The 24,673-nt window shown below is 63.3% G+C and carries 26 protein-coding genes and 1 tRNA gene; 15 read left to right on the forward strand and 12 right to left on the reverse strand.

Annotated elements, in window-relative coordinates:
• Positions 1-105: 105 nt before the first annotated feature.
• Complete coding sequence (locus LQ220_RS09130) at positions 106-942, forward strand: hypothetical protein (RefSeq protein ID WP_230187971.1); 837 nt, start codon at positions 106-108, stop codon at positions 940-942.
• Positions 943-972: 30 nt separating this feature from the next.
• On the opposite strand, the gene LQ220_RS09135 is transcribed toward LQ220_RS09130, so the two are convergent.
• The 3 genes from LQ220_RS09135 to LQ220_RS09145 are packed head-to-tail and all read right to left on the reverse strand — an operon-like array spanning position 973 to position 2,700.
• Complete coding sequence (locus LQ220_RS09135; RefSeq protein ID WP_230188025.1) at positions 973-1,683, reverse strand: SprT family zinc-dependent metalloprotease; 711 nt, start codon at positions 1,681-1,683, stop codon at positions 973-975.
• On the reverse strand, positions 1,664-2,089 hold the full coding sequence (locus tag LQ220_RS09140; RefSeq protein WP_230188026.1) for a YcgN family cysteine cluster protein: 426 nt from the start codon (positions 2,087-2,089) through the stop codon (positions 1,664-1,666). Before LQ220_RS09140 ends, LQ220_RS09135 begins: the two co-directional genes overlap by 20 nt.
• Entirely contained in the window at positions 2,086-2,700 is a 615-nt protein-coding gene (locus LQ220_RS09145) for an SCO family protein (RefSeq protein WP_230187972.1), read from the reverse strand. Before LQ220_RS09145 ends, LQ220_RS09140 begins: the two co-directional genes overlap by 4 nt.
• Positions 2,701-2,791: 91 nt before the next feature.
• On the opposite strand from LQ220_RS09145, the gene LQ220_RS09150 reads away from it, so the two are divergent.
• Positions 2,792-3,382, forward strand: a complete 591-nt coding sequence (locus tag LQ220_RS09150) for an ankyrin repeat domain-containing protein (protein ID WP_230188027.1) — start codon at positions 2,792-2,794, stop codon at positions 3,380-3,382.
• Between the two features lie 3 nt (positions 3,383-3,385).
• On the opposite strand, the gene LQ220_RS09155 is transcribed toward LQ220_RS09150, so the two are convergent.
• Genes LQ220_RS09155 through ftsE form a run of 4 tightly spaced genes read right to left on the reverse strand, consistent with a single transcriptional unit; the run spans position 3,386 to position 6,257 of the window.
• Positions 3,386-4,072 (reverse strand): lysophospholipid acyltransferase family protein, encoded by a 687-nt coding sequence (locus LQ220_RS09155; RefSeq protein ID WP_230187973.1) that lies wholly within the window; start codon positions 4,070-4,072, stop codon positions 3,386-3,388.
• A gap of 15 nt (positions 4,073-4,087) precedes the next feature.
• Positions 4,088-4,618 (reverse strand): YdcF family protein, encoded by a 531-nt coding sequence (locus LQ220_RS09160; RefSeq protein ID WP_230187974.1) that lies wholly within the window; start codon positions 4,616-4,618, stop codon positions 4,088-4,090.
• Complete coding sequence (locus LQ220_RS09165) at positions 4,615-5,550, reverse strand: cell division protein (protein ID WP_230187975.1); 936 nt, start codon at positions 5,548-5,550, stop codon at positions 4,615-4,617. Before LQ220_RS09165 ends, LQ220_RS09160 begins: the two co-directional genes overlap by 4 nt.
• Positions 5,547-6,257, reverse strand: a complete 711-nt coding sequence (gene ftsE / locus LQ220_RS09170) for a cell division ATP-binding protein FtsE (RefSeq protein ID WP_230188028.1) — start codon at positions 6,255-6,257, stop codon at positions 5,547-5,549. Before ftsE ends, LQ220_RS09165 begins: the two co-directional genes overlap by 4 nt.
• 172 nt (positions 6,258-6,429) lie before the next feature.
• Between ftsE and LQ220_RS09175 the strand changes: the two genes are divergently transcribed.
• On the forward strand, positions 6,430-7,248 hold the full coding sequence (locus LQ220_RS09175; protein ID WP_230187976.1) for an MJ0042-type zinc finger domain-containing protein: 819 nt from the start codon (positions 6,430-6,432) through the stop codon (positions 7,246-7,248).
• 137 nt (positions 7,249-7,385) lie between these two features.
• Positions 7,386-7,472 (forward strand) — tRNA-Leu (locus LQ220_RS09180).
• Between the two features lie 191 nt (positions 7,473-7,663).
• Here the strand turns inward: LQ220_RS09180 and LQ220_RS09185 are convergent.
• Positions 7,664-10,426 (reverse strand): winged helix-turn-helix domain-containing protein, encoded by a 2,763-nt coding sequence (locus LQ220_RS09185; RefSeq protein ID WP_230187977.1) that lies wholly within the window; start codon positions 10,424-10,426, stop codon positions 7,664-7,666.
• A 183-nt stretch (positions 10,427-10,609) separates the two neighbouring features.
• Between LQ220_RS09185 and LQ220_RS09190 the strand changes: the two genes are divergently transcribed.
• The 8 genes from LQ220_RS09190 to LQ220_RS09225 all read left to right on the forward strand — a co-directional run bounded on the left by LQ220_RS09190 (position 10,610) and on the right by LQ220_RS09225 (position 19,304).
• A complete protein-coding gene (locus LQ220_RS09190) occupies positions 10,610-11,419 on the forward strand; it encodes a hypothetical protein (protein WP_230187978.1) in 810 nt (269 codons plus the stop codon).
• A gap of 268 nt (positions 11,420-11,687) precedes the next feature.
• Entirely contained in the window at positions 11,688-13,307 is a 1,620-nt protein-coding gene (locus LQ220_RS09195; RefSeq protein ID WP_230187979.1) for an MFS transporter, read from the forward strand.
• Positions 13,294-14,388, forward strand: coding sequence for an HlyD family secretion protein (locus LQ220_RS09200; protein ID WP_230187980.1), 1,095 nt, complete (start codon positions 13,294-13,296; stop codon positions 14,386-14,388). Before LQ220_RS09195 ends, LQ220_RS09200 begins: the two co-directional genes overlap by 14 nt.
• Positions 14,385-15,755, forward strand: a complete 1,371-nt coding sequence (locus tag LQ220_RS09205) for an efflux transporter outer membrane subunit (RefSeq protein ID WP_230187981.1) — start codon at positions 14,385-14,387, stop codon at positions 15,753-15,755. The genes LQ220_RS09200 and LQ220_RS09205 overlap by 4 nt, the downstream gene beginning before the upstream one ends.
• Before the next feature lie 21 nt (positions 15,756-15,776).
• Positions 15,777-16,340 carry an OmpA family protein gene (locus LQ220_RS09210; RefSeq protein WP_230187982.1) on the forward strand — a complete coding sequence of 188 codons (564 nt, stop codon included), beginning with the start codon at positions 15,777-15,779 and terminating at the stop codon, positions 16,338-16,340.
• A gap of 246 nt (positions 16,341-16,586) precedes the next feature.
• Positions 16,587-17,369, forward strand: a complete 783-nt coding sequence (locus LQ220_RS09215) for a 3-hydroxybutyrate dehydrogenase (RefSeq protein ID WP_230187983.1) — start codon at positions 16,587-16,589, stop codon at positions 17,367-17,369.
• Between the two features lie 61 nt (positions 17,370-17,430).
• Positions 17,431-18,567: a patatin-like phospholipase family protein gene (locus LQ220_RS09220; RefSeq protein ID WP_230187984.1), complete on the forward strand. Its 1,137-nt coding sequence runs from the start codon at positions 17,431-17,433 to the stop codon at positions 18,565-18,567.
• Positions 18,564-19,304 (forward strand): acetoacetate decarboxylase, encoded by a 741-nt coding sequence (locus tag LQ220_RS09225; RefSeq protein ID WP_230187985.1) that lies wholly within the window; start codon positions 18,564-18,566, stop codon positions 19,302-19,304. Before LQ220_RS09220 ends, LQ220_RS09225 begins: the two co-directional genes overlap by 4 nt.
• A 350-nt stretch (positions 19,305-19,654) precedes the next feature.
• Here the strand turns inward: LQ220_RS09225 and LQ220_RS09230 are convergent, their stop codons facing one another.
• The 3 genes from LQ220_RS09230 to LQ220_RS09240 form a co-directional block, all read right to left on the reverse strand.
• Positions 19,655-20,341 carry an alternative oxidase gene (locus LQ220_RS09230; RefSeq protein ID WP_230187986.1) on the reverse strand — a complete coding sequence of 229 codons (687 nt, stop codon included), beginning with the start codon at positions 20,339-20,341 and terminating at the stop codon, positions 19,655-19,657.
• 155 nt (positions 20,342-20,496) lie between these two features.
• Positions 20,497-20,808, reverse strand: a complete 312-nt coding sequence (locus tag LQ220_RS09235; protein ID WP_230187987.1) for a hypothetical protein — start codon at positions 20,806-20,808, stop codon at positions 20,497-20,499.
• Positions 20,809-20,811: 3 nt separating this feature from the next.
• Entirely contained in the window at positions 20,812-21,708 is an 897-nt protein-coding gene (locus LQ220_RS09240; RefSeq protein ID WP_230187988.1) for a LysR family transcriptional regulator, read from the reverse strand.
• Between the two features lie 243 nt (positions 21,709-21,951).
• On the opposite strand from LQ220_RS09240, the gene LQ220_RS09245 reads away from it, so the two are divergent.
• The 3 genes from LQ220_RS09245 to LQ220_RS09255 all read left to right on the forward strand — a co-directional run bounded on the left by LQ220_RS09245 (position 21,952) and on the right by LQ220_RS09255 (position 23,753).
• Positions 21,952-22,449 carry a pyridoxamine 5'-phosphate oxidase family protein gene (locus tag LQ220_RS09245; RefSeq protein WP_230187989.1) on the forward strand — a complete coding sequence of 166 codons (498 nt, stop codon included), beginning with the start codon at positions 21,952-21,954 and terminating at the stop codon, positions 22,447-22,449.
• A 203-nt stretch (positions 22,450-22,652) separates the two neighbouring features.
• Entirely contained in the window at positions 22,653-23,201 is a 549-nt protein-coding gene (locus LQ220_RS09250) for a peroxidase-related enzyme (protein WP_230187990.1), read from the forward strand.
• Between the two features lie 87 nt (positions 23,202-23,288).
• Entirely contained in the window at positions 23,289-23,753 is a 465-nt protein-coding gene (locus LQ220_RS09255; protein WP_230187991.1) for a nuclear transport factor 2 family protein, read from the forward strand.
• A gap of 233 nt (positions 23,754-23,986) precedes the next feature.
• Here LQ220_RS09255 and LQ220_RS09260 read toward each other — a convergent pair whose 3' ends face one another.
• Positions 23,987-24,673: a DUF1223 domain-containing protein gene (locus tag LQ220_RS09260; protein WP_230187992.1), complete on the reverse strand. Its 687-nt coding sequence runs from the start codon at positions 24,671-24,673 to the stop codon at positions 23,987-23,989.

A 24,673-nucleotide genomic window follows, 5' to 3' on the forward strand; every position in this document is an offset into this window, starting at 1 on the left:
GGGGAATTTGGGGTGGGATTTGCAAGAAAATCTAGCGATTTCTTGGGATTTCGGTATTGACGGAACTGGGCAAAACGCCGGGGGGATGTAGATATGAATAGGACCATGCAGATCAGTGCCGTAGCGGGCGCTGGCCTTGTGACTTCGATCTTAACCGCGGCGGGGAACACCTTAATCCATTGGTTTACTGGATTTAATCTTTTTAGCCTTTCATTCTTTGTTATAGTGCCCGCAGGTGCTCTCCTATGTGGATTTGCAGCAGCCTACGGTTACTATTTCGCAGCTAAGTTTTTCCATATTCGACCTAATAAAGTTTTGCTTTTTCAAATGATCGTCATCGCAGCGATCACCCAATTTCTTATTTATTGGCTCGAATATCAAACCCTTGTGGTTGAAGGCATCCATGTTGCCGACTTCATGCCGTTTGGCCAGTATATGGATATATCGCTAACCACCCAGCACCTGAAATTTGGACGTGGCGCACATATTGATGGCGGTGCGGTGGGCGAAGGTGGCTATTGGCTCGCGGCTTTGGACTTTTTGGGATTTTTGGTTGGTGGGGGCTTTGTCTATTTTACGCTTCTTCAGGAGCCAACATGTGAACCATGCAATAAATATCTAAAGCCGCTTGTGAAGAAGAAGGACAGCTTTGGCGACCAAGAGTCTTTTGCCGAGTATTATGACAATGAATTTGCTCATCCAATAGGCAGTGCCGAGTTCGCACGACATGTTGGGACCGAGTATTCAGCAGGCAAAGCTGAAAAAGGTACTATCAACATGGAAACGCGCGTTTTGGAATGCCCAGATTGCGGTAGCCAAGCAGTTTCCGAGACAATTCAGGTCTTCAATGGTCGCGATTGGAAAGAAATAGGCGAATTAAGGCGTTTTGTTGAGATGCCCAAAGGAACAGATGTACGGCGCGCATACTCTGGCTTGGAATAACGAGTTCCCAAACGCTAGCTACGCCCCCCCCTAAACCCCCACCCCATGCAACCCCGCGCCATGCGCTTTCAGCCACGCCCGCGCCGGCCTTGGGTCTTCACCCAGCAGCCGCGTGTGGGCGGCGTGGAAGGCTGCGCTGTGGTCCATGTGGAGGAGGTGGGCGACTTCGTGGGCGACAGTGGCACGGCGGACTTCGGGGGGGGTGAGGATCAGGCGCCAGTTGTAGCGGATCGCGCCGGAGGAGGCGCAACTGCCCCAGCGGGATTTGGGGTCGCCGATGCCGACGGTGGCGACGTGCAGGCCGTGCGCCTGTGCCAGTGCGCGGGTTTCGTCTTCCAGCACGCGCTTTGCCTCTGCGCGGAGCCAGCGCAATACGCGCGCGCCGACGGCATCGGGTGGGCCGCCGACGATCAGGCGGTCGTTCTGTCGCACGACGCGGCGGGGGGCCTTGGCATCCCAGACGATCAGGGTGTCGCGCCCTTCCAGCAGGAAGGTGACGCCATCGGCCAGCGGCACCGTCTGCGGGGCGCGGGCCATCTGGTCGCGGACCCAGGCTTCGTGGCCCTGCGCCCAGCCCAGCGCCTTGCGGATGCTGGCGCGCGCGGGGACCGAGAGGCGCAGCTCGCCCCGGGTCGCGTCGAGCGTCAGGCGGTAATTGCGGGCGCGGGCGGAGCGGCGGATGCGGACCGCGACGCGCATACCGTCCACGGTGATCGCGGGATCAGATGTCCCGATCGACAATATGGTTTTCCAGATCGCCTGCCTCCACCTCTGCCACGGTCCAACCGCGCACCGATTCGCCTGCACGATGCACCGCTTCCCGGTCGCCGCTGATAAGATAGTGCCAGTCGGGCAGCGGCTGCCCGTCGCCGCGCAGGCGATAGGCGCACGTGCGGGGGAGCCAGGAGATTTCGTCGACCAGCTTCTCTGTCAGCCGCACGCAATCGGGGACGAAGGCGCGCCGACCGCGATAATTGCTGCACTGGCCGCTGTCCCGGTCGAGCAGACGACAAGCGACGTTGGTGGGGTAGATGTTCCCCGTGTCCTCATCCTCCACCTTGTGCAGACAGCATTTGCCGCAGCCATCGCAGAGCGCTTCCCATTCGGCCCGGTCGAGGGCGGCAAGCGGCTTTTCCCAGAAGGCTATTTCACCCATTGGTCGAGCGTTTTGACGATGGCGTCCGGCGTGCTGTCCGCGCCTTCGCCCACCGGGATCAGCGCGATGGGATCGCCGGTCGGGCCGAAGAGATAAGGGGTGCGGCTGTGACTGACGAGATAGTCCTTGCCGGTGCCTTCCCTGGTGTAGACGACGGCAAAATCCTTGGCGACCTTCGCAATCTGATCGGGCGTGCCGGTAAGGCCGATGAGGCGGGGGTGGAAAGCCGCGACGTAATTCTTGATGACGGGCACGGTGTCCCGCTGCGGATCGAGCGTGATGAAGATCGGCTGAATCCTTGCGGCGCGCTTGGGGTCCTGTTTTTCAAAGGCAGTGAACGCCTGCGTGATTTTCTGCAGGTCGACCGGGCAGACATCGGGGCAATAGGTGTAGCCGAAATAGACGAGGCGATATTTGCCCTTGAAGCTATCCCACGTCACGGCCTTGCCATCCTGATTCGTGAGGGCGAAGGGCGCGCCGATACGCGCGCCGGCAAGCGGCCCTTGCTGGGCGTTGTTGCCCCCGGCGGAGCAAGCGGAAAGCCCTGCAAAAGCGAGGCAGGCGATCAGGAGAGTTGCTTTGTTCATGGCGTAGCCAGCCATGCCCTGCTAGGTTGCATTTAGCAATTAAGAACAGGGCAGAGACATGAAACGGACGTTCCTTCGCACGGCACTTTCGGTTGCAGGGCGCAGCATGATGCTGGGCCTGCCCGCAGCCGCTTTATTGATGCCGGGCGTGGCGCAAGCACAGTTTTCCAACAGCTATAACTTTCTCAAAGCCGTGCGCGACCGCGATGGTGCCAAGGCAACCGAACTTCTGGAAAAGCCGGGCGGCACTGTGGTCAACACGCGCGATATCAAGAATGGCGAGACAGCGTTGCACATCGTGGTCGCACGCCGCGATGAGACCTGGCTCCAGTTTTTGCTGGCGAAGGGCGGCAAGCCTGACCTGACCAATGCAATGGGCGACACGCCGTTAATGGCGGCAACGCAATTGCGCTGGATCGATGGCGCACGCGTGCTGCTGGCGAACGGGGCCAGCATCGACAAGCCCAACGATAATGGCGAAACGCCGTTGATTCGGGCAGTGCAGCTCCGCGACCTGGCCATGGTGCGCTTTCTGGTGACGCAGGGCGCTAACCCGGACAAGAAGGACAGCATCGCCGGTATGACCGCCCGCGATTATGCCGAGCGCGAAGGACGCGCCGCAGGGTTGAGCGATGCGCTGGCTGCAGCGAAACCGGCCAAGCCCGCAAACAGCGCGGTGCAGGGTCCGACGCTTTAGGGCTTAGCGGTTGAGCGCATTGATGGCGGCGTGGGCGCGGGCTTCGGCTTCGGCGCGGGGAAGGCCTGCGGGGATCGTCTCGCCCACCAGATAGGTGATGGTGCCGGGGCGTTTCAGCCAGCTTTTGCGCGGGGCGACGATGCCGCTGTTCACGGCGACCGGGACCACGGGCACCTTGAGCAGCATATAGAGTCCGGCAAAGCCTGCGCGCAGATCGGGCGATTCGCCATGGGGGACGCGGGTGCCTTCGGGGAACAGGCACAGCGGGCGGCCCGTCGCCAGTCCATCCAGCGCCGCCTTGCGCAGCGCGCGCATTGCTGCTGGACCTGCCGTGCGCTCCACCGGGATCAGGCCATAGAGCCGCGCGGCCCAGCCCCAGAGCGGCATGTCGGTCAGCTCCTTTTTCGCGGCGACCAAAGGGGCGTCGAACAGGCAGAGCATGTCGATCGCCTCGAACATCGATTCATGCTTGAAGACATAGAGCATCGGTTCGGAGGACAGAGTGCCGACCACCTCGACCTTCTGCCCCAGGATGATGCGTGCGCAGCCACGATGAAACTGGCTCCATTTCGTGGCGGCGAACTGTACCGCGCGCGCGCCGAAGGGCACGGCAGCGATGGTCCACAGCACCCAGAAGAGCGAGAGGCCATAAAAAACGACCGAAAAGGCCAGCGAACGAAGCACGATCATGGGGGTAAACGGTCCTTAAATCCCGATCAGCGCCACGACGCGGCGCAGGAGATATTTGTTATATTCCTTGAACAGCATCGTCAGGCTGGGGCGGCTGGGTACGGCATCATATACCAGAATCACGTCGCGGGGCAGCACCTGCCGCAGTTCGAGTGCGGCGCGGCGCATGTGCCAGTCGGTCGTGATCAGCCGCACGGTGCGAAAGTCGCGACGCTTTAGCCAGCGCGCGGTTTCCAGCGCGTTGGAGCGGGTGTCGATGGCTTCGCGGCCCAGCGTGACGCAGCAATCGAACAGGCGCATCGGCGTCTTGTACCGTTCCGCCAGTTCGACGGGGCGCACGGAGCGGTCGACGCCGGAAATCAGCATCCGCTTGGCCGCATTGCCCTTCAGCAAGGCCAGTCCCCGGTCGATCCGCCCGCCGCCGCCCGTCAGCACGACGATGGCATCGGTGGTGCGTCCGTCCAGCGGCTGCGGCAGGAAGGCACCGAACCAAGCGAACCCCAATATCCAGGCGATGAGGCCGAAGGAAGCGATGCGGACGATCATAATTGCCGCGTCAATGCGGAGATGACCGTCATCCGCGCCGTGAGCATGGCCAGCGCCACCCCTGCGAGCGGCAACGCGGCAAGCAGCAACCATGCTGGCGCAGGCAGCGAAATGCTTTGCAGCATGTCCGATCCGGTCGCGCCGAGCCTTTGCCCGATGATGAGGATGATCGCAGCGGCGGAAGTGAAGCCGAGCAGACCGCCGAACAGCGCGTCGAGCGCGATCCGTCGCTGGAACAGGCGGGCGATCTGCACATCGGTTGCACCCATCAGATGCAGCACGTCGATGGTCCCGCGATGGCTGTCATGCGCCCCGCGGGCGGCCAGCACCACGACTGCGCCGGTCGCAAGCGCCATCAGCAGCACGAGCGCGGTCGCAAGCCATGCCATCGACGTCATCAGGCCGGAGAGCGGCGCGAGGAAAGCGGCATGCGGTTCGACCCGCGCCTTGGGCGCTGCGGTCGCGACGGCGCGCCGCAGGGTGGCAAGCGTATCGCCGTCCGCCTGCGACAGTTGCACGTCGATCAGCGCGGGGATCGGCACGTCGATGGCGGTCATATCCGCGCCGAGCCAGGGACGAAGCTGTTCGGCCAGGGTTTCTTCCGGCACGGGCTGCACATCGGTAACGCCGGGCAAGCGACGCAGGCTTTGCACCAGACGCGCCACGCCTTCGCGACGGGTGGCCGCATCGGCTTCGATCAACTGGATAGTGACGCGGCCCGACAGATCCTGCCCCAGGGCGCGCGATGCCTGAAACAGCCCCAGCCCCGCCGCTGCCGTCAGCACCGTGAGGAACATCATGATGGCAATGACCCACGGCATCGGCCCGGCGACGCGCCCTTCAGGCAGCAGGCGATTGCGCGCTGCGGTGGAGGCGGCGTTGCCACTGCGCTGCCCTTTCCTGAAGCGCCCTTTACCGAACAGCCACGTCATTGCGCGGTCTGCCGGTTGGGGGGATAGCGCAGCGATCCGGTAGGGTCGGACAGCCGCCCCCGATCCAGCCGCATCATATGGGCGCCCGCGACCTTGCCGATGAGCGGGATATCGTGGGTGGCGACAACCAGCGTGGTGCCCAGCTTGTTCAATGCCTCGAACAAGGTGAGCAGCCGCTGCGCCATTTCCGGGTCGACGTTGCCGGTCGGTTCGTCGGCGATCAATATTTCGGGGCGACCGATGACCGCACGGGCGATGGCAACGCGCTGCTGCTCCCCGCCCGACAATGTCGCGGGGCGTGCATCGGCGCGGTCGGCCAGCCCCACCCAGGCGAGCATTTCGGCCACGGGCGCCGCGACTTCGTTTTCCTCCATCCCGGCGACGCGCAACGGCAGCGCGATATTGTCATAGGTCGACAGATGCGGGACGAGACGGAAATCCTGAAACACCACGCCGATCCGGCGGCGGAACCCCGGCAAGCGCTTACGCGGCAAAGTGACGACGTCTTCGTTGAAGAGGCGGATCACGCCGCGGCTGGGGCGCTGCGCCAGATAAAGCAGCTTGAGCAGCGACGTCTTGCCCGCGCCCGACGCGCCGGTGAGGAAATAGAAACCACCCGCATGCAAGGAAAAGCTGACGTCGCTCAGCGTCTCGCTGCCCAGCCCATAGCGCAGACCGACATTTTCAAACTGCACGATGCTGGACATGCTGATCCCGCTGCCGACCCCTCGCCCCTGATGGACGGTCAGCCATCGCACAGTGGGCAAGGGCCGTAAAGTGCGGCCGACAATGTGGTAAACGTCCATATGCGATATGATGGGGTTACCACCCGTGCGTTCCCCGCTTGCTCTAGAGTCCCTGCGGTGTTTATGAAGCGTAATGATCCTTAATTGTCCCAATTGCGCAACGCGCTACATCGTGCCCGACAGCGCCATTGGGCCCAACGGACGCCAAGTCCGCTGTGCTTCGTGCAAGCATAGCTGGTTTCAGGAAGGGACAGCGCTGCCCCTGCGTCCCGCAGCGCCCGAAAGCCCGGTTGCTGCGCCTGCCGCCGTGCCGCCGCCGCCCCCTCCCGTCGCGCCAGTTGCGGAGGAAGTTCCAGCACCGCCGTCGCAGGATGTCGGGATCGAAGAGGTTCCGGTTGCCGAGACCCTCGATGCGCCGCCCGCCGCTGCACCTGCTCTGCAGGAAAGCTATGTCGCCCCGGTGACGGAGCCAGCGCCCGATGTGTTCGACAGCTTCGCCGCAGAGCCGCCCTTCCGTCCGCGTCGCAACCCCGCGAAGCTGTGGCTGATCGCGGCTGCGCTTTTCTGCGTGGTCGTCAGTGCGGCAGGCGCGGCAGTCTATATGTTCGGCGTGCCGGGCTGGGCAGTCAATCTGGGCCTGGTAGCGGACAGTGAGGAGCCGGATCTGCTCTTCTATCTCGCCAAGCCGGCAGAACGCCGCAAATTGCCGACGGGTGAGGAATATTTCGCGTTCAGCGCCCGCATCGTCAACAGCGGCGAAACCAGCCAGCCGGTTCCTCCGGTGCTGGTCGAACTGCGCGACAAGCAGAATCGGCTCGTGTTCAGTTGGACCACGAAGGCGGACAAGATGCGGCTGAAACCCGGTGAAGAAGCATCGATCAGCGAAAGCCGCCTCGACATTCCCAAGAATGCCGAAAATCTCTCCCTGGGCTTTGTCGACAAGGGCCGCTGATACGCGCGCGCTGTGCGATCAACCGCTATTTTCCCCGTACCGCGACAAAGCACTTTCGCCGCTTGCATGGCCAGTGCGCCTTTGCTAATGGCCACCGCCTGCCAGTTGCCGGTCCGTCCGGCTCTATCATGAACAGTGCGGTCGTGGCGGAATTGGTAGACGCGCAACGTTGAGGTCGTTGTGGGCGAAAGCCCGTGGAAGTTCGAGTCTTCTCGACCGCACCAATCCTTTGTTTTCATTGGATTATTGAAGGGTTTGGCACATTGCCAAACCCATCCGGCGCTGCAGGCCGTTGCAAACCTCACATCCGATGCGCGTGCGCATGGCTCAGGGGAACAAAGGCCAGCCTCTTCCCCTTTTATGAGCGGGCAGACTGCATAGCTCCCCCATGTCTCACAGAGGACGCGACCGGGCGTTAGCTGGCCAACTCCGGCAACAAGACGCGCGCTGCGCATACATCCGGATATTGTTCATCGCCTTCGATACGCGCAAGTACGGGCATCAGGATGCGCGCAGCCTCGTCCTGGGGCATCAGGCGGGCCAGCGATGTCGCAGCCCGCAGCGCCCAGAGCCCGGCGCCCTGCGCCTCGGCGATGGCCAACGCCCGCTCGAACAGCGCCCGCCCCGCCGCCACCTCGCCGGCTCGTAGCCTGTTCTCGCCACTGGCCCGCAGGATTTCGGCAGTCGCCCAGTGGGTGTCGCAGGCTTCTGCCCGTGCGGTCGCCTCCGCATCGCAGAGCGCCCCGTAGCTGGTAATGAAGACGTCCTTGTCGTGCGGCAAGGGGGGGCGGATTCGGTCGAGCGGAAACGGCTGTGGCGGCTTTCCCATGCGCAGGTCGGCGATCCGCGAAAACCATGCGGCGAGTTCGGCCATGTAGGTGAAGCGGTTTTCATCCGCCACGCAGCCGAGCAGATCGGCATAATGCCGGGCCAGTTCGTCGTCGCCCAGCCACAGCGCGACCGGACAGGCCGCGCTGCTCAACAAATAGCAGAGCGAACTCGGATTGCGCAGCCGCCGGCTCTCGATCACCGTTTCCATGATCATCGCCCTGGCACTTTCCAGTCGGCCCTGCACCGCCAGCGTCAGGCTGTGGTTGCCCCGCACCATCGTCGAATGATCGTACCGGAGCACCGCGCCATAGGCAGTGCGGTCGCTGCATCGGGTGACCAGTTCCTCCCCGATCGCCGCGGATTCTTCCATCCGCCCCACGCGGAAGGTCATTATCGCGGTCACCCGTCGTGCGAAATTCCGCAGGTCGCGATCGACGTCCGTGCTCTCCGGCGCCAGCATCTGCCGCGCGAGGGCGAGCGACGCCGGATGATCGCCCATGATTCCGCGTTGACCGGAAAGCATCCACAGCGCCGTCGCCCTGGCCGTGGGATCGCCGATCTTCTTGGCGATGCGCAGCACCTGCGTCGCCGCGCGGACGAACCGTTCGCCGGGCCGGTCGGCGTTGAACAGCAGTACGCACAGGCCGATCTGGAGCTTGATCTCCTCGGCCCCGCCCCGCTGGCCAAGCCCGTCCAGCGTGGCAAGCGCTTGCTCCAGCCAGCGATGATATTCGGCGAATTGCGACATGCCGAGCCACACCGGCGCAGAGGCAAGGATGAGGCGGATGCCCAGGTGCTTGTCGCCAGCGTCGCCGAGGGACCACACCAGCGCCGCGCGCACGTCGTCGATTGCGTTGCCGTATCGCTCCCACCAGGTCGCGCGATCCATCCGCAGCCAATCGGCCTGGGCGCGATCCAGCAGCGTACCGACCCATTCGGCATGTCGACGCGCCGCGATTTCCGCTTGGCCGGAGTCCTCAAGCTTGCACCGGGCATAGGCCTTGGTCGTCTCCAGCAGGCGATAGGCGACTCCCTGTTGGGACGGCTCGATGAAGAGCAGCGACTTGGCAGCCAGTTGCAGAACCGCCTGTTCGGTGTGCCCATCCTCCGCCATATTCGCCGCCGCGACCTGCACGGCGGCGGCAAGATCGAATGTGGAGCGAAACAGGCTGAGACAGCCGAATACCAGCCGCTCGTCGGGCGCGAGCAGTTCGAAGCTCCAGTCCAGCATCGCTTCGAGCGTTTCGTGACGCGCGAGTGTGCGGCGACCAAAGGCGAGCGGCGACAGGCGCCCTGCCAGTCCGCTGGACAGCCCCTCAAGCCCAACCATGGGCATCGCCGCCGCCGCCAGTTCGAGCGCGAGCGGCAGCCCGTCCAGCGAGCGACACACAGCCGCCACCTGCCGGGTATTGTCCTGAGTCAGCCGGAATCCGCCACTCGCTGCCGCCGCACGCTCTACGAACAGCGCGACCGAAGGGGTGCTGGCGATCGTCTCCACTGTATCCGACGCGGTCGGCACCGGCAGCGGCTGGAGATGCACCTGCACTTCCCCCCCCACTCGCAGCGGTTCGCGGCTGGTCGCGAGCAGCGTCACCCGTGGGCAGGATTGGAGCAGCGCCTCTGCGGCCCTGGCTGCGGTGTCAATGAGATGCTCGCAGTTGTCCATCAGGAGGACGAGTTCGGCTGCGCGCAGGTGTTCCACCAACCCGGCGGGCATAGTGTCCTGGCCCATCGGACTTTGGAGCGCCGCCGCCGTGGCGGTGGCCACATGCGCAAGTGACGTGCAGTTAGTCAGATCGACAAAGCAGACGGCGGTACCGGCACGTAGTTGTGTCAGCGCCGCCAGCGCGACGCTCGTCTTGCCGATACCGCCCGGACCGACAATCGTGACGAGCCGATGCCGTGCGAGGCTTTCCACCACCTCCGCCACGCAGGCCTCGCGACCGATAAGATGGTGAATCTGCAATGGAAGCGGAAGCGGACGGATGTGCCCGGACATCGGCGCCTCGGCCGCGTCCTCGCCTGCCGTCTCGATGGTCACGTCGGCATTCAGCCGATAGCCACGGCCGGGGACGTTGTCGATCTTGACATCGTCATCCGCCCCGGCCCGCAACGCGCGGCGGATGGCGGTAATGTGCACGCGCAGATTATTGTCCTGGACGAAGATATTCGGCCAGACCCGATCGGTGATTTCCTGCACAGAAACGACCTTGCCGGCTCGCTCGGCAAGCAGCGCCAGAATCGCGAGCGCGCGCGACCCCAAGCCGACGCGTACGCCGCCGTTCAGCAATTGCCCCCGTTCCGGGCGAAGCTCGAACGATCCGAACAGGATACGCCGGTCGCTCATGATCGTATGTCGCCTACCCGATCCACTTACGTCCCCCCAGACACGTTAGCGCCCGTTATATGCGCGAATTAGCAGCGTTTGGCACCTGTTTAGTCGGAGTTGTTGGGCAGTTACTTTATGTGGGCAGCCAGAGACGGAGACCGAGGTTTGCTCGACGTCGATTACCGTTCCGGGAGATAGTGCATGCGCCTCGCAGAGTTTGTTGCACCGGTCGACGCCGGCTCAGGGGAAACCATTCATCGGCCAACACCAGAGGACGTGCGCGCGCAGCTCGAACGCCTTCGCGCCCATGCGTTCATAGGCTCAGAAAAGCTGTACGGCTTTCTGCGCTTTGTCGTGGAGGAATCGCTTGCCGGCCGCGCGGCCACGCTGAAGGAGCTGGTGATCGGCATCGAACTCTATGGCGGCGTTGTCGATTATGACCCGCGCATCGATTCTGCCGTGCGAGTCGAGGCGCGCCGACTGCGGCGCAAGCTTGCGGCTTATTATGCCGGGCCGGGGCGTGACGACGAGGTGATCGTTTCAATCCCAACGGGCGGCTACGCGCCGAGCTTTCGTTTGCGGCAGGATGCACGGTGCATCGCCGCCAATGCTGCAGGCGTAGAACTGGAGCCGCCCATGCTGGCGGTGCTGCCGTTCACGGCGATCTGCATCTACCAAAAGGCCTTTGCGGCGGGCGTGACGGATGAGATCATCTACGCAGCGGAACGGGACGCGCACCTCCGCGTCGCACCGCGGGCAATCATGTTCCAGTTTCGCGAGGGCCGCTATTCGCTCGACGAAGTTGCCGCGCATGCCGCTTCGGATCTGGTGCTGCATGGCACGATCCGACGGGTCCAGGCGGTGTACCGCGTATGCGTGGAGCTCTCCAGCCGCTGGGGGCAGATCCTGTGGTCGGATCGCATCGACATCGTTGGCGAGGGCGATCTGGACGTTCAGGAACGCATGGCGGAGGCGATCCTCGAACGACTTCCGCGGGATGCGTTGCGCTAACGGGCATGCTGGAAGTTGCCTGAAGCCGGCCTCGACATCGACAGGTTAGTCGACGACGGCCCCTGAGGCTCCAGCCGCGCTAACAGTCACTCGCGTCCGGCTTGGGGTATAAGGGTCTAAGAGCGTGCAGCGCGGCGAAATCTCGGCGCAGCCAGAAGGTCCGACACGTGCATTCATATCTTCTCACAGGCCATCGGCACGTCCGCATGACCATTGCGTCGGCGGCGCGCACGGACGTTGTCGTCGAAGCGATACCGTCCAAAGCCTCATGAGCGAGGCGCATGCTTTCAGGCCCGAGGAGAGACCGCTCTTCGCAGGGTCGCCGTTTTCGCCTGCGCATCCTGCGAGCCGTCGCATCGGCTATTTTGCCATAGGCATGTTTATCAGCGCGACCTCGACTTTCGGCAACGCACTGACGACAGTCAACACGGGAAGCGTCGCCGGCCCTCTCGGCCTGTACGCGGCCGAGGCGGCTGCCCTGCCTGCCATTTATGTCGCGATCAACGCGAGCGCCAATCTTTCGCTCGTGAAGGCACGCGCGCAATTCGGCATCCCGCAGGTGACCGGCTTTTTCCTCGTTCTCTACGCGCTCGCGGGGCTGGTCCATTTCGGGTTCGCCAGCTTCTGGGCCGCCGTGTTCGTGCGCGCGGCCAGCGGAATGGCGGCAGCCGCGCTGATCACCCTCGGCGTCTACTATCTGATGCAGGCCTTTCCACCCAAGGCGAAGCCGCTCGGGGCCGTGATCGGCATGGGGCTTTCTCAGCTCGGTACGCCGCTGGCCCGTCTCATTCCCGTGGAGGTTCTGGTCGACAACGGGCTCTGGGGTCTGCACGCGATCGAAGTCGCGCTGGCGCTGGTTTCGCTTGCGCTCATTCTCGCGCTGCCATTGCCGCCCAGCGAGAAGAGCCCCGCTTTCGTGCCGCGCGATTTCCTGACGATCCTCTTGGCGACCGCCGGATTGTTGCTGCTCTGCCAAGTCATCGGTCAGGGCCGTACCCTCTGGTGGTCCGACACGCCCTGGCTCGGCGTGGCGCTTGCGGCCTCCATCGCTTTGCTCGCCGCCGCCTTTCTGAACGAGACGGGCCGACGCGATCCGCTGGTGCATTTTGAGTGGATCGGCACATGGGGGATTTTGCGGTTCGCCGCCGTGGCGCTGGTCATGCGCCTGGCGCTTGCCGAGCAAACTTACGGCGCTGTCGGCCTGCTAACGCTCGGCGGACTCAATAATGACCAGCTAGGCACCCTCTTCGTCGTGGTCGCGATGGCGATGCTGCTCGGCATTGTTGCCGCCGCGCTCACGCTGTCCGAGCGCCGCTTGCCCTGGCAGGTTCTCGTCGCCGCTCTGATCATCGCCGCCGGCGCGTGGCTGGACAGCGACGCGACCACGCTGACTCGCCCTGCGCAATTGATCCTGAGCCAGGCCCTAATCGGCTTCGGCACCACCTTGTTCGTCGGACCGACACTGCTTTATGGCTTCCTGCGCATGATCCAGCGGGGCGGCGATCACCTCGTCAGTTTCGTCGTCACGTTCAGCATCACGCAGAATGTCGGCGGCCTGATGGGATCGGCGCTGCTTGGCTCGATGCAGACGATCTGGGCGCGCAACGCAAGCACCGCGCTTGCGGCCGACATGCTGGCGAGCGATCCGCAGGTCGCCGCGCGGATCGGTGGAGGCGGTGCATCGCTGGCGTCCGTGCTCGTCGATCCCGCCCAACGCGCCGCACAGGGTGCGGGCCTGCTGGGGCAGGCAATGGCGCGCGAAGCCGCGGTGATCGCCTTCAACGATACCTTCCGCTTCGTGGCCATTCTCGCACTGACCACAGCAACCTTCATTTTCGCGAACATCCTCGTCGCGCGCACCCGAGAGAAGACCAATGACCGCAACTGAAGACGCCCCACCGCCGGAGAACGCGGCGCCGCAGTGGCGCCCCGCCGCCAAGCGCCCGATACGGATCGTCGCCACGGTGGCGCTGGCGCTTGCCGGCGTCCTGCTCGTTCTTGCCGCCTGGGGCCTGCCGCCATTTGCGGGGCGATATGAGGCGACCGACAATGCCTATGTGCGCGGCCGGGTTACGGTCATCGCCCCGCAGGTAAGCGGCTATGTCCTGCAGGTGCTGGTGCACGACTATGACGTCGTAAAGCCCGGCCAGATATTGGTGCGGATCGATGACCGCGTCTACCGCGCCCGCGTCGAGCAGGCGCGCGCCAATCTCTCGGCAGCCGAGGCCGCGCTCGCCAATTCTACCCAGGCCCGGGCATCCCGATCCGCCGGTCTGCAGGGTCAGGTAGCGGGCGTCGAAGGCGCACGCGCACAGCTCGCCAGGGCGCGGGCCGACATGGCGCGCGCCACGGATCTTGCCCGTGACGGCTCGATCTCAATGCGCGAACGGGACCAAACGCTCGCCGCGCTCGCCCAGGCACAGGCACAACTGCGCCAGGCGCTGGCCGGAACCGAGATCGGCCGCCAGGATATACGAACGGTCGAAGTCGGCCGTGGCGGCCTGGAAGCGCAGGTCGAAGCCGCGCGCGCGCAGGTGCACGCCGCCGAAATCGATCTCGAGCACACCGTGATCCGCGCGCCGGAAGGCGGCGTTCTCGGCGAAGTCGGCATCCGGGTGGGCTCCTACGTCACCAACGGATCGCAGCTGCTCGCGATCGTGCCGCCGGATCGCTGGATCCTCGCCAACTTCAAGGAAACCCAGACGGGGCGGATTCGCCCCGGTCAGTCGGCCAGCGTAACGGTCGATGCCCTGAACGGTGCTCGGCTGGCGGGCCGTGTCGAGCGCCTGTCGCCAGCGGCCGGATCGGAGTTCGCGGTCCTCAAGCCGGACAATGCGACGGGCAATTTCGTGAAGATTCCGCAGCGGATCGGCGTGCGGATCGCAGTCGATCCCGGCGCGGCGGAAGCGAAGAACCTGCGTCCGGGCATGTCGGTGGAGGTCCGGATCGACACGAGCGCCCGGCCATGACGGGGCGGCTCGCTGCTGGCAGCCTTGCCCTCCTGCTGTCGGCCTGCGCCGGCCCCCGACCGGCGATACCGCCCGCAGCCGAGGTGGCGCCGCCGCCCCAGTGGCGCGATGCCGGAGCCGGATCGGACGTCGCCTTAGACGCGCACTGGTGGCGTAGCTTTGGCGATGCCACGCTGGACGGCCTCGTCGAAGCGGCGCTTACGCACAATGCGGATATCGCAATTGCCGCCGCGCGCGTTGAAGAAGCGCGTGCGCAGTTTGCCGCCGCACGCGGTGCCCGGATGCCGCAGGTCCAAGCCGTCGGCACGGGCGGTCGCACCCGCAGCGTCGACGCGTTCGGGATCGATGTCGAGCAATGGGCGGGGCAGGGCGAAGTGCAGGCGTCGTTCGACCTCGACCTGTTCGGTCGTCTGCGCAGCAGCGCCGCCGCCGCCAAAGCGCAGCTTCTGGCCAGCGACGATAGCCGCGCAACCGTCCGGCTCGCCGTCGCTGCAGGGGTAGTCAGCGGCTATGTCCAACTCCGCACATTCGATGAACGACAGGCGATCCTGCACCGCACCCTCGATGCGCGCGCGGGCACGCTGAAGCTCATCCGGCGCCGCGCCGAAGCGGGATATGGCTCGCAGCTCGACCTGGCGCAGGCCGAAGCGGAGTATCAGGCGGCGGCCCAAGTCCTCCCGACGGTCGACCTTGCGATCGCTAAGCTGGAGAACGGCCTCAGCATCCTGCTCGATCGCGCGCCGGGCCCCATCGCGCGCGGATCGGCGATCACGGCGCTGACCATCCCCACGATCCCGACACAGCTGCCGGCGCGGGTACTTCGACAGCGTCCCGATATTGCCGCGGCCGAGCAGCAGATCGTCGCCGCAGACCGCGCGCTGGACGCAGCACGGGCCGCGTTCCTGCCCGACATCAAGCTGGCGGCATCCGGCGGCTTCGTCGCTTCCTCGCTGCTCCCGGACGATCCGCTTTCGATCTTCTCGCTGGGCGGGAGCATCCTGGCGCCGATCTTCAACGGCGGGAGGATACGCGCCCAGGCCGATGGCGCGACCGCGCGCCGCGACCAGGCAGCCTTCGCGTATCGGAAGGCTGCGCTGACCGCATTCCGCGAAGTTGAAGACGGGATGGCGTCGGTCGAACGGTACGGAGAGCAGGAGGCAGTGCTGACGCGCCAGCAGGCCGCGCTCCTCCGGGTCCAACAGCTTGCGTCGCGCCGCTATCGCGAGGGCTATTCTCCCTATCTCGAACAGCTCGACGCCGAGCGCAGCCTCTTGTCTTCCCAGCTGTCACTCGTGCAGGCGCGCGGCGACCGCCTGCTCGCATCGACCGCTCTCTTTCAGGCATTTGGGGGCGGTTGGCAGCCTTGAGAACAGGGGGAGGAATGATCCGTGGCGCAAATAATCTTGCTTTTCGTTTTCATAGCGCTGGTCGTCTCCGGTTCACTGGCTTTGAAGCGGTGCAGCGAGGAATCTTCGCCAGAACCCACAGAAGTGCGTGGCGATCCGTCCGTCATCGTTGCGCTGACCGATGGCTCGACAATGGTTGCTCCCCGTGGCACCGTGGGACGCGACCTTGTAGACTGGCTTGCCCGACGCGAACCGGGGCAGAAGGCCTTCGAACTTGGCGGTCAGGAATTTGTCGGACGAACCGCTGAACTTACAACCGAGTCACGCGGGCGCATCCCGCATCTCATCGCGATGCTCCGTGCCAACCCCGACGTCAAAGTCGTCATCGTCGGCCATACCGACCCGTCGGGTGACGAAGCGGCCGATCGCGCACTTTCTCAGGCGCGGGCAGACGTTGTGCTGAACATGCTTCGCGATGGTCGCATTTCGTCGAACAGGCTGAGCACCGAAGCACGTGCCGCGTCGGACCCGATCGTATCGAATAACAACCCGGTCAATCGCCAGCGCAACCAGCGTGTAAGTCTCATCCTAAGCCGGTCGGAATAATGCTATTTCCGCGCAGTCGACCACGCGAGGCCGCCGCGAAGTGGAGGAATCAGCCCGCTTAATAACGGTCGCGTTGGGGCAATGTCGGTAGATCCACTGCACTAACGATCACTCACCTCCGGACCGCGATGAAAGAGTCTTTAGACATGCAGCGCGACGAATGGCTCGGCGTAGCCCGAAGCGCTCGGACCCCTTGGGTTCCCGCCTCGGTCAGAGAATCTGGTGCCAGACACAATGGAGGCTCGAATGGAGTTGAGAAACAAAACCGCGATCGTCACGGGTGCCGCCAGCGGGATCGGCAAGGAGATCGCACGCGAGTTCATCCGTCAGGGTGCAAGAGTAGCCGTAGCCGATCTCAACATTGACGCTGCACGTGCAACTGCCGACGCACTCGATGCCAGCGGCGGCGCAAGCTTCGCCGTGGAGATGGACGTAGCGGACGAGATCGCGGTCGATGCCGGCGTACGCGCGGTATGCGACCGGTTCGGCGGAATCGACATCCTCGTTTCCAACGCAGGTATCCAGATCGTCTCGCCCGTCGACCAGTTCGCTTTCGCAGACTGGAAGAAGATGCTTGCGATCCATCTGGACGGCGCGTTCCTCACCACCCGCGCTTGCCTGCAGCGGATGTATGCACAGCAGCGGGGCGGCTCGATCATATACATCGGCTCGGCGCACTCCAAAGAAGCGTCCAAGCTTAAGGCGCCCTACGTTGCGGCCAAACACGGGCTGCTCGGCCTCGCGAAGGTCGTCGCGAAGGAAGGTGCCGACCACGGCGTTCGCGCCAATGTCGTCTGCCCGGGCTTTGTGCGGACGCCGCTGGTCGAAAAGCAAATCCCGCAGCAAGCGAAAGAACTCGGCATCACCGAAGACCAGGTGATCCGCGACATCATGCTCAAGGAGACCGTCGACGGGCAGTTCACGACGCTCGATGACGTCGCGCGGTGTGCGGCTTTTCTCGCGGCCTTTCCTTCAAACGCACTCACCGGTCAGTCGATCGTGGTCAGCCACGGCTGGGCGATGCAATAGCCAAGGGGGCGATCCAATGAATGTCGCATTGAAATCTGAACCATTTGGGCGGGCCGGGCGCGTGCAGCAACCAGCCCCCTTCGATTGCGTCGCGCTTGTTTTGCAAGGGGGCGGTGCCCTTGGCGCCTATCAAGCCGGCGTGTACGAAGCGTTGGCCGAAGCGTCGCTGCACCCGAACTGGGTCGCGGGCATTTCGATCGGCGCGATCAACGCGGCGCTGATCGCTGGGAACGCGCCGGAGGTGCGCGTCGAGAAGTTGCGTGCCTTCTGGAAGACCGTGACCGCCGATCCCTGGTCGGAGTGGGTCGGCACGCCCAGCCAATTCGGCGGAGACCTTGTCCGCCACTGGGCAAACCAGTGGCATGCCGCCGACGCTGTATTGCGCGGTGCCGAAGGCTTTTTTGCGCCGCGGCGGGTCCCCGCCTATTTCGCGCCCACGGGCACACTCGACGCGATCAGCTTCTACGATACTTCGTCGCTCAAGACGACGCTCGAGCGGCTGGTCGATTTCGACAGGATCAATTCGGGCGAAATGCGCTTCAGCGTCGGCGCGGTGAACGTGGCGACGGGCAACCTGATCTATTTCGACAACCGGACGCACACGATCCGGCCCGAGCACATCATGGCCAGCGGCGCGCTCCCGCCTGCCTTTGCCCCGGTCGAGATCGAAGGCGAATATTATTGGGATGGCGGCGTGGTCTCGAACACGCCGCTCCAATGGGTCGTCGATGGCGCAGAGCGTGAGGATACGCTCGCCTTCCAGGTCGATTTGTGGAGCGCGCGCGGCGCCATCCCCCGCACCATGCCCGAAGTGATGACCCGCCAGAAGGAAATCCAGTATTCCAGCCGCACGCGCGCAAGATCCGATCAGTTCAGAAAGGAGCAACAGCTCCGCAGCGCCTTGACCGAACTCATTTCGAAACTGCCCGATCATCTGCGCGACACGCCCGAATATGCGCTGCTGGCGCCGGAATCCGACCGCAAGGTCTACAACATCATCCAGCTCATCTATCAGGCGCATCGCACCGAGGGAGATTCCAAGGACTTCGAATTTTCGGCGCGCAGCATGGAAGACCATTGGGCTGCGGGACTTTCGGACACGATCCGGACGCTGCGCCATCCCGAAGTGCTTCAGCGGCCGACCAGCGCCGATGGCGTCTTCACCTTCGACATCGCCGCCGATGGGAGGCTTTCATGAACATTTCCGACGTTCGCAAGCGCGCGTTCGCGATGCCACTTACACAACCCGCTTACCCGCCGGGGCCGTATCGGTTCTGCGACCGCGAGTTTCTGATCCTCACCTACCGCACCGATCCCGATAAACTGCGCGCCATCGTTCCCGAACCGCTCGAAGTGACGTCAGACTTGGTGAAATTCGAGTTCATCCGCATGCCGGACTCGACCGGCTTCGGCAATTACACGGAAGCCGGCCAGGTCATCCCCGTGCGCTTCCGGGGCGTGAACGGGAATTACACGCTCAATATGTTCCTGAACGACCACCCGCCGATCGCGGGCGGGCGGGAGATATGGGGTTTTCCCAAGAAGCTCGCCGGCCCCAGCCTCCAGACCGAAACCGACACGCTGGTCGGCACGCTGGACTACGGCCCGGTCCGCGTCGCGACAGGGACCATGGGCTACAAGTACAAGGAGGGGGACGCGGAAGCGACGTTGCGCTCGCTAGCCGCGCCCAACTTCCTTCTGAAGATCATTCCGCACGTGGACGGAACAGCGCGCATCTGCGAGCTCGTCGAGTATCATTTGGAGGACGTTCATTTGAAGGGGGTCTGGACGGGCCCCGGGGCCTTGTCGCTGGTCCCCCATGCGCTGGCCCCGGTGGCTGATCTGCCGATACGCGAACTCGTGTCGACGACCCATTTCGTTGCCGACCTCACGCTCGGACTCGGCAAGGTCGTATACGACTATCTCGACGCGTAGGTGTCCGCTAGCCCGGGCCTTGGTCAAGGGAACGACAGCCAGACTGAGCCCATCGTCCGGAAACGCGCTTTCGAGCAACAGCCTAAGGGCTTTCTATGCGCGAGCCGAGCGTTGCCCGCGCATTAGCGTTCGCCTGCCATTGTTCGGGAACGAGAGGGCCCGATATCAGGGCAGACTGCGTATCGTCGATATGGCCTTACGGCACCCTGCGGCTTCGCACGATATACGCGCGGCCACCCGTTGGGCCGGGGGCTGCAGACACACGGTGTCAAAATAGCCAGCCCCCCTGACGGTTCTTATGCCGCCTGCCTCCCCCCCTGCGGCGCTGGGGCGACCGGAAGCCCTGGCTTCTACCGGGCGGGGTCGTCCAGCTCCGCAGCGTGCCACGGATAGGGCGAGACTGCACCGGGCGTCTTGCCCTCCAGATCGGCAGCGAAGGCGTGATTCACGTCCCGGTGATGCGCTTCGTCGGCGCGCACCACCAGCACCACGTCGCGCAGCGTGGCGCTGTCGGGCAGGCCCCAATAGCGGCGGGCGATCTCCGGTGCGGGCACGTTGGCGCTGCGCCCCGCATCGATTTCGGCGAGATAGTGGGTGTAGCTGATCACCGCTTCTTCCTCGAAATAGCCGACCAGCCGGTGCGCAGTCTTCGGGCTGATCAGGTAGAGGGCAAAGAAGCCAAGATAGAAGAACCACTGCACGATCAGCACGATGAGCCGCTCGAACAGCGTCGGCTTGCACACCTCCAGGAAAGTCATGAGGTGCATGCGCTCGTTCTCGGCCTCTTCCATGAGGATGCGAATCCAGCCCCGATCGGACTTCATCTGCCGCAGGCATCGTAGATGGGTGAGTGTGGCACCGACCATGCCGGGCACCGCCGCCGCCGTTTCCAGCACGATGGCGCGATGGCCATAGCGTTTGGCAAAGAAAGTGTCGGCGAAGAACCGCAGCAGCCTCGTCACGCCCAGCGCGAAGCGATCGGAAGCGCCATGGGGCGGGTGATGGATGGAAAGATCAATTTCGGGGGCATGGCTCATGATTTCACTCCTGATGGCCTGTAAAGTCTGGGGCGGCACGCGGACAAGCGAGTGACCGGAAACCGCCGGGATAGGTTCCACTGGCTGGGTGAGCGCGGGGTGTCGGGTCGCGCGACAATCTTGATGTCGCATTGGCCGCCCCCGGCACCTCCAATCTAATCGCTGAACGCGGCGGATGTACCTGCGTCGAACGCTTCGGCGGTGTGAGCGCAGGTGATGCGCGTACGAGGCTTACCGTAAGCCGCGAGCATCGCCGAACGTACGCTAAACCGGCTCCATAGGATCGCAGGCGAGATGTTGGGCAAAGCGGGGATGCCGATGCCTGACATGGCCGCACGCCGGTGAACGACCGCTTCTCTATCGCGGCTTTGGTCCAAAGGCGTAGGCCGTTCTTGACCGTCGCGGGCCATGCCGACATGTGCGCTGGCCAGTATCTCGTCGCGGGAGAAGTCGCCGCGAGCGGCCACCGCTCAGTTGATCAATGTGTTCGCGCGAAGTCGATCGGCAGCGAAGTCCACGAAAGCCCGAACCTTCGCCGATGCACGCCGACCTTCAGGGTGGATGATATGAATCGGCAGCGGTTCAGGTTCATGGTCGGACAGAACCGTCAACAGGTCGCCGGCGAGCAACGCTGGGCCGATCTGGTAGGATAGCGGTCGGGCCAAACCCCAGCCCTGCATCGCTGCGGCGACAACGCCTTCATAGGTGCTGCAATACAGCCGAGGGCTGACCGTAACGGCAGTCTTTTCGTCCTTGTCGAACCGCCAATCGAGCGCAGAGAAGGCGCTCGTCGCCGCGATGATCCGATGGTTCGCCAGATCTGTCGGGCTTCTCGGCATTCCATGCGCTTCGAAATAGGCGGGAGAGCCACAGACAACACGCCGTACCGTGCCGACACGAACGGCTGCGAAGCTGGAATCGGGGAGGTGGCCGATACGGATTGCGATATCTATGCCTTCGTCCACGATGTTGGTGACCCGGTCGAGAAACAAAGCGCGCGCGGTGACGGCGGGGTAAAGATCAAGAAACGCCATGAGAATCGGCAGGATGTAGATCTCGCCAAACACAACAGAGGCCGTGATACTCAGCATACCCGTCGGGGTGGCGTAGCTGCCGGCAGCGGCGGCCTCCGCTTCGCTGATTTCGGCAAGAATTCTACGGCAATCCTCAAAATAGCGACCGCCGGCTTCCGTGAGTTTGACCGAACGTGTCGTACGGATCAACAGCCGCGTGCCGATGAGGTCCTCCAGGGACGCAACGGCCCGGGTGACGGCCGGCGGACTCATGTGAAGCTGGCGCGCAGCTTCGGCAAAGCTCCCCGTTTCAGCAACTTTCGCAAAAACCTGCATTGCCTGCAATCGTGCCATCGCGCATTCCCAATTTCGGAATAATCTATTGCTCATTACAACGATTGTTCCGGGCATGAAAGCAGGCAACACATTAAGGCAACGCTCGCTCAGGGTTCGAGAGGCACCGTGGGCGATTGCGAGACCCTATAGAAGGCTTGTGCCATGCCTGACCCCACCCGTCCGATCGATGTCGCGTTTACCCCGGCCGTACAGCGCGTTCAGGAGAAAAAAGGCTCCCGCGATGCCTGCGAAAGGCTTGAGATGGGCAACATCGTCGATGAAAGGCTTGCAGCCTTCATTGCTATGCGGACCAGCTTCTATCTGGCCAGTGCCAGCGCCGACGGGCAGCCTTACATCCAGCATCGCGGAGGGCCGCCTGGATTTTTGCAGGTTTTGGACGAACGCACCTTGGGCTTTGCCGATTTTCACGGCAACAGGCAGTATATTTCGACCGGGAATTTCAGTGAAAATTCCAAGGCATTCATCTTTCTGATGGACTATGCGCACCGCCGTCGGATCAAGATCTGGGGCACCGTGCAGGTCATTGACGACGATCCGGCTCTGACTTCGACGGTCCTGCCCAAAGGCTACCGCGCCCGCGCCGAACAAGTGATACTTTTCACCCTGACCGCCTGGGACGCGAATTGTCCACAGCACATCCCGCAAATGCTGGCCGCTGAAGATGTGTGCGCCGCCCTGGCGGACCGAGATGCGCGTATTGCCGAACTAGAAGCGGAACTAGCGCGTTATCAAAGCTAGCGCATGTTGTGACGCCCTTCACAAGGCTCGCAATCGACGCGCCCGAGATACAAGAAGGGCGGACCAAAATCGAGGCACCGTTATTCCATTTTTTGGAATAATCTGTTCTCAAATTTCAATATTCCTATGATCCAAAGATGCGATGATAACCAATGTGCGGGCGGGCTTGGTGCCGATAGCCTGCGATAATCAGGAGACTCTTCATGTCACGCATCCCCACCCCCACCTCGATCGAAACCTCACCAGAGGAGTCGCGTCCGCTGCTTGAAGCCGTCAAGAAGCAGTTCGGCGTAGTTCCCAATCTGTTTCGCATCGTCGGCACGAGCCCAGCGGCACTCGAAGGCTATCTGGGCCTGAATAGCGCGCTGGCCCAAGGCAAGCTGCCTGCTGCAACGCGCGAAAGGATCGCGCTTGCGATAGCCCAGGTCAATGGCTGTGGGTATTGCCTTGCCGCGCACAGCTATCTGGGCAAGAATCTCGCGAAGCTCGACGAGGTTGAGATCACTGCCAACCGCAATGGAATGTCGACCGATGCAAAAGCGGGCGTCGCGGTACACTTCGCAGCAAATATCGCCATGGCCCGCGGCGCCGTTGGCGAGGCAGAGGTCGCCGCGGTGCGGGAAGCGGGCTACAGCGACGCCGAAATCGTTGAGATCATCGCGCATGTCGCGCTCAACACGCTGACGAACTACATCAACGAGGTGCTGGGTACGGAAATCGATTTCCCTGTCGTGGACGCAATCGCGGCCTGACGCCGCGTTGCGAGGGTAGCCGCCGTCGGTTCGACCGATGGCGGCTGACCGGTGCACAACCAACCCGAAACAGACTGGGAATTCCACATGAGCCGACCACCCTTCCCGCCATTTACCGACGAAACTGCCGTGCAGAAAGTGCGCATGGCCGAGGATGCATGGAACAGCCGCGATCCAGCAAAGGTGGCACTGGCCTATACGGTCGATTGTACGTGGCGCAATCGTTGCGAGTTTGTTAGCGGTCGTTCCGAGATCGAAGCGCTACTGACCCGGAAATGGGTCAGAGAACTCGACTACAGACTTATCAAGGAAATCTGGGCGCATACCGGAAATCGCATCGCGGTTCGCTTCGCTTATGAATTCCATGATGACAGCGGCCAGTGGTTTCGGGCCTACGGTAATGAGAACTGGGACTTCGGCGCCGATGGGCTTATGCGGCAGCGGATCGCGAGCATCAATGAACACCCGATTACGGTCACGGATCGCAAGTTTCACTGGCCACTAGGTCGTCGGCCCGATGACCATCCGGGTTTGAGCGATTTCGCGTTCTGACGATGAGGCCCTGCTGGCATCGGGACTTGACCGAACGAGCGTGCGGTTGCGAAGCCTAAGCTATAGCCTTAGCAACCGTGCACTCAATTGTGACGAGATCATCACTGCGGGCAATCCCCCCAGATGACCCACGCTATTACGATGGGCGCCACGGTCATTCTGCGCCACCGGCCTGCGTTATTGCATAAGTGGTGTGGCGATGCGCTTTAATCCATAGAATGCCCCCGAGGCGGTCATATCCGGCGGGCGGCGATCACCGGTCCGCCCCGTCCAGCCTGAAGGATCAAGGCTCTCTCCAGCCCCGCGTTACCCTTGGGCACGATATAGTGGGCACCACTGCCGTTCCAGGACCCCAGCGCTGTCAGCTCCCGCACTACATTCTTGTGCACGATTGTCCGCCCGCCATTTTCGCCAGCCTTGATAGGGACGGCAATCGCCCGAGGATCGTAGCGGACGAGCCACAAGGTCGCCACCGTATCAGGCTTGCCGGCGCCGATGTCGATCCTGCTGCCCGAGACGCGGATAACGGGTTCTGGTTTCAGACTTCGCGAGCGATTGATCGCCAGATCCACTTCGCCGCGACGGCTGCCGAGGAGAGCAACGCGCCCGTTCACGATCATCTGGGGAGTGGCGACATTGTTTCGACCGCCGGCTTTGGCATAATCCCACTGGCGCTGCGTGAAAGCGGGCTGTGCAAAACTGTCCTTCCAGCGGAGATAATCCCAATAGGTCACTGCAAAATTCAGGGCAATGACGTCGGGTCGCCCGGCCAGCTCGTTCAACACCATGTCTGCAGGGGGACAGGACGAACAGCCCTGACTCTGAAAGAGCTCGACGACGACGGCTGGGCTGTCCGGCGCGGGGGCGGCGGGAGCAGCAGCGGAGCTGGCGAGCAAAACTGCTGACAGAAGATGGCGCAT

The organism is Sphingobium sp. CECT 9361, assembly GCF_918741285.1.
Classification (GTDB): Bacteria; Pseudomonadota; Alphaproteobacteria; order Sphingomonadales; family Sphingomonadaceae; genus Sphingobium.

What these genes read in the sequence shown, in the direction of transcription:
- LQ220_RS09130 (WP_230187971.1), top strand. Translation starts at nt 106, where the DNA reads ATGCAGATCAGTGCCGTAGCGGGCGCTGGCCTTGTGACTTCGATCTTA.
- LQ220_RS09145 (WP_230187972.1), bottom strand. Translation starts at nt 2,700, where the DNA reads ATGGCTGGCTACGCCATGAACAAAGCAACTCTCCTGATCGCCTGCCTC.
- LQ220_RS09150 (WP_230188027.1), top strand. Translation starts at nt 2,792, where the DNA reads ATGATGCTGGGCCTGCCCGCAGCCGCTTTATTGATGCCGGGCGTGGCG.
- LQ220_RS09155 (WP_230187973.1), bottom strand. Translation starts at nt 4,072, where the DNA reads ATGATCGTGCTTCGTTCGCTGGCCTTTTCGGTCGTTTTTTATGGCCTC.
- LQ220_RS09160 (WP_230187974.1), bottom strand. Translation starts at nt 4,618, where the DNA reads ATGATCGTCCGCATCGCTTCCTTCGGCCTCATCGCCTGGATATTGGGG.
- LQ220_RS09165 (WP_230187975.1), bottom strand. Translation starts at nt 5,550, where the DNA reads ATGACGTGGCTGTTCGGTAAAGGGCGCTTCAGGAAAGGGCAGCGCAGT.
- ftsE (WP_230188028.1), bottom strand. Translation starts at nt 6,257, where the DNA reads ATGTCCAGCATCGTGCAGTTTGAAAATGTCGGTCTGCGCTATGGGCTG.
- LQ220_RS09175 (WP_230187976.1), top strand. Translation starts at nt 6,430, where the DNA reads ATGATCCTTAATTGTCCCAATTGCGCAACGCGCTACATCGTGCCCGAC.
- LQ220_RS09185 (WP_230187977.1), bottom strand. Translation starts at nt 10,426, where the DNA reads ATGAGCGACCGGCGTATCCTGTTCGGATCGTTCGAGCTTCGCCCGGAA.
- LQ220_RS09190 (WP_230187978.1), top strand. Translation starts at nt 10,610, where the DNA reads ATGCGCCTCGCAGAGTTTGTTGCACCGGTCGACGCCGGCTCAGGGGAA.
- LQ220_RS09195 (WP_230187979.1), top strand. Translation starts at nt 11,688, where the DNA reads ATGAGCGAGGCGCATGCTTTCAGGCCCGAGGAGAGACCGCTCTTCGCA.
- LQ220_RS09200 (WP_230187980.1), top strand. Translation starts at nt 13,294, where the DNA reads ATGACCGCAACTGAAGACGCCCCACCGCCGGAGAACGCGGCGCCGCAG.
- LQ220_RS09205 (WP_230187981.1), top strand. Translation starts at nt 14,385, where the DNA reads ATGACGGGGCGGCTCGCTGCTGGCAGCCTTGCCCTCCTGCTGTCGGCC.
- LQ220_RS09215 (WP_230187983.1), top strand. Translation starts at nt 16,587, where the DNA reads ATGGAGTTGAGAAACAAAACCGCGATCGTCACGGGTGCCGCCAGCGGG.
- LQ220_RS09225 (WP_230187985.1), top strand. Translation starts at nt 18,564, where the DNA reads ATGAACATTTCCGACGTTCGCAAGCGCGCGTTCGCGATGCCACTTACA.
- LQ220_RS09230 (WP_230187986.1), bottom strand. Translation starts at nt 20,341, where the DNA reads ATGAGCCATGCCCCCGAAATTGATCTTTCCATCCATCACCCGCCCCAT.
- LQ220_RS09240 (WP_230187988.1), bottom strand. Translation starts at nt 21,708, where the DNA reads ATGGCACGATTGCAGGCAATGCAGGTTTTTGCGAAAGTTGCTGAAACG.
- LQ220_RS09245 (WP_230187989.1), top strand. Translation starts at nt 21,952, where the DNA reads ATGGGCAACATCGTCGATGAAAGGCTTGCAGCCTTCATTGCTATGCGG.
- LQ220_RS09250 (WP_230187990.1), top strand. Translation starts at nt 22,653, where the DNA reads ATGTCACGCATCCCCACCCCCACCTCGATCGAAACCTCACCAGAGGAG.
- LQ220_RS09255 (WP_230187991.1), top strand. Translation starts at nt 23,289, where the DNA reads ATGAGCCGACCACCCTTCCCGCCATTTACCGACGAAACTGCCGTGCAG.
- LQ220_RS09260 (WP_230187992.1), bottom strand. Translation starts at nt 24,673, where the DNA reads ATGCGCCATCTTCTGTCAGCAGTTTTGCTCGCCAGCTCCGCTGCTGCT.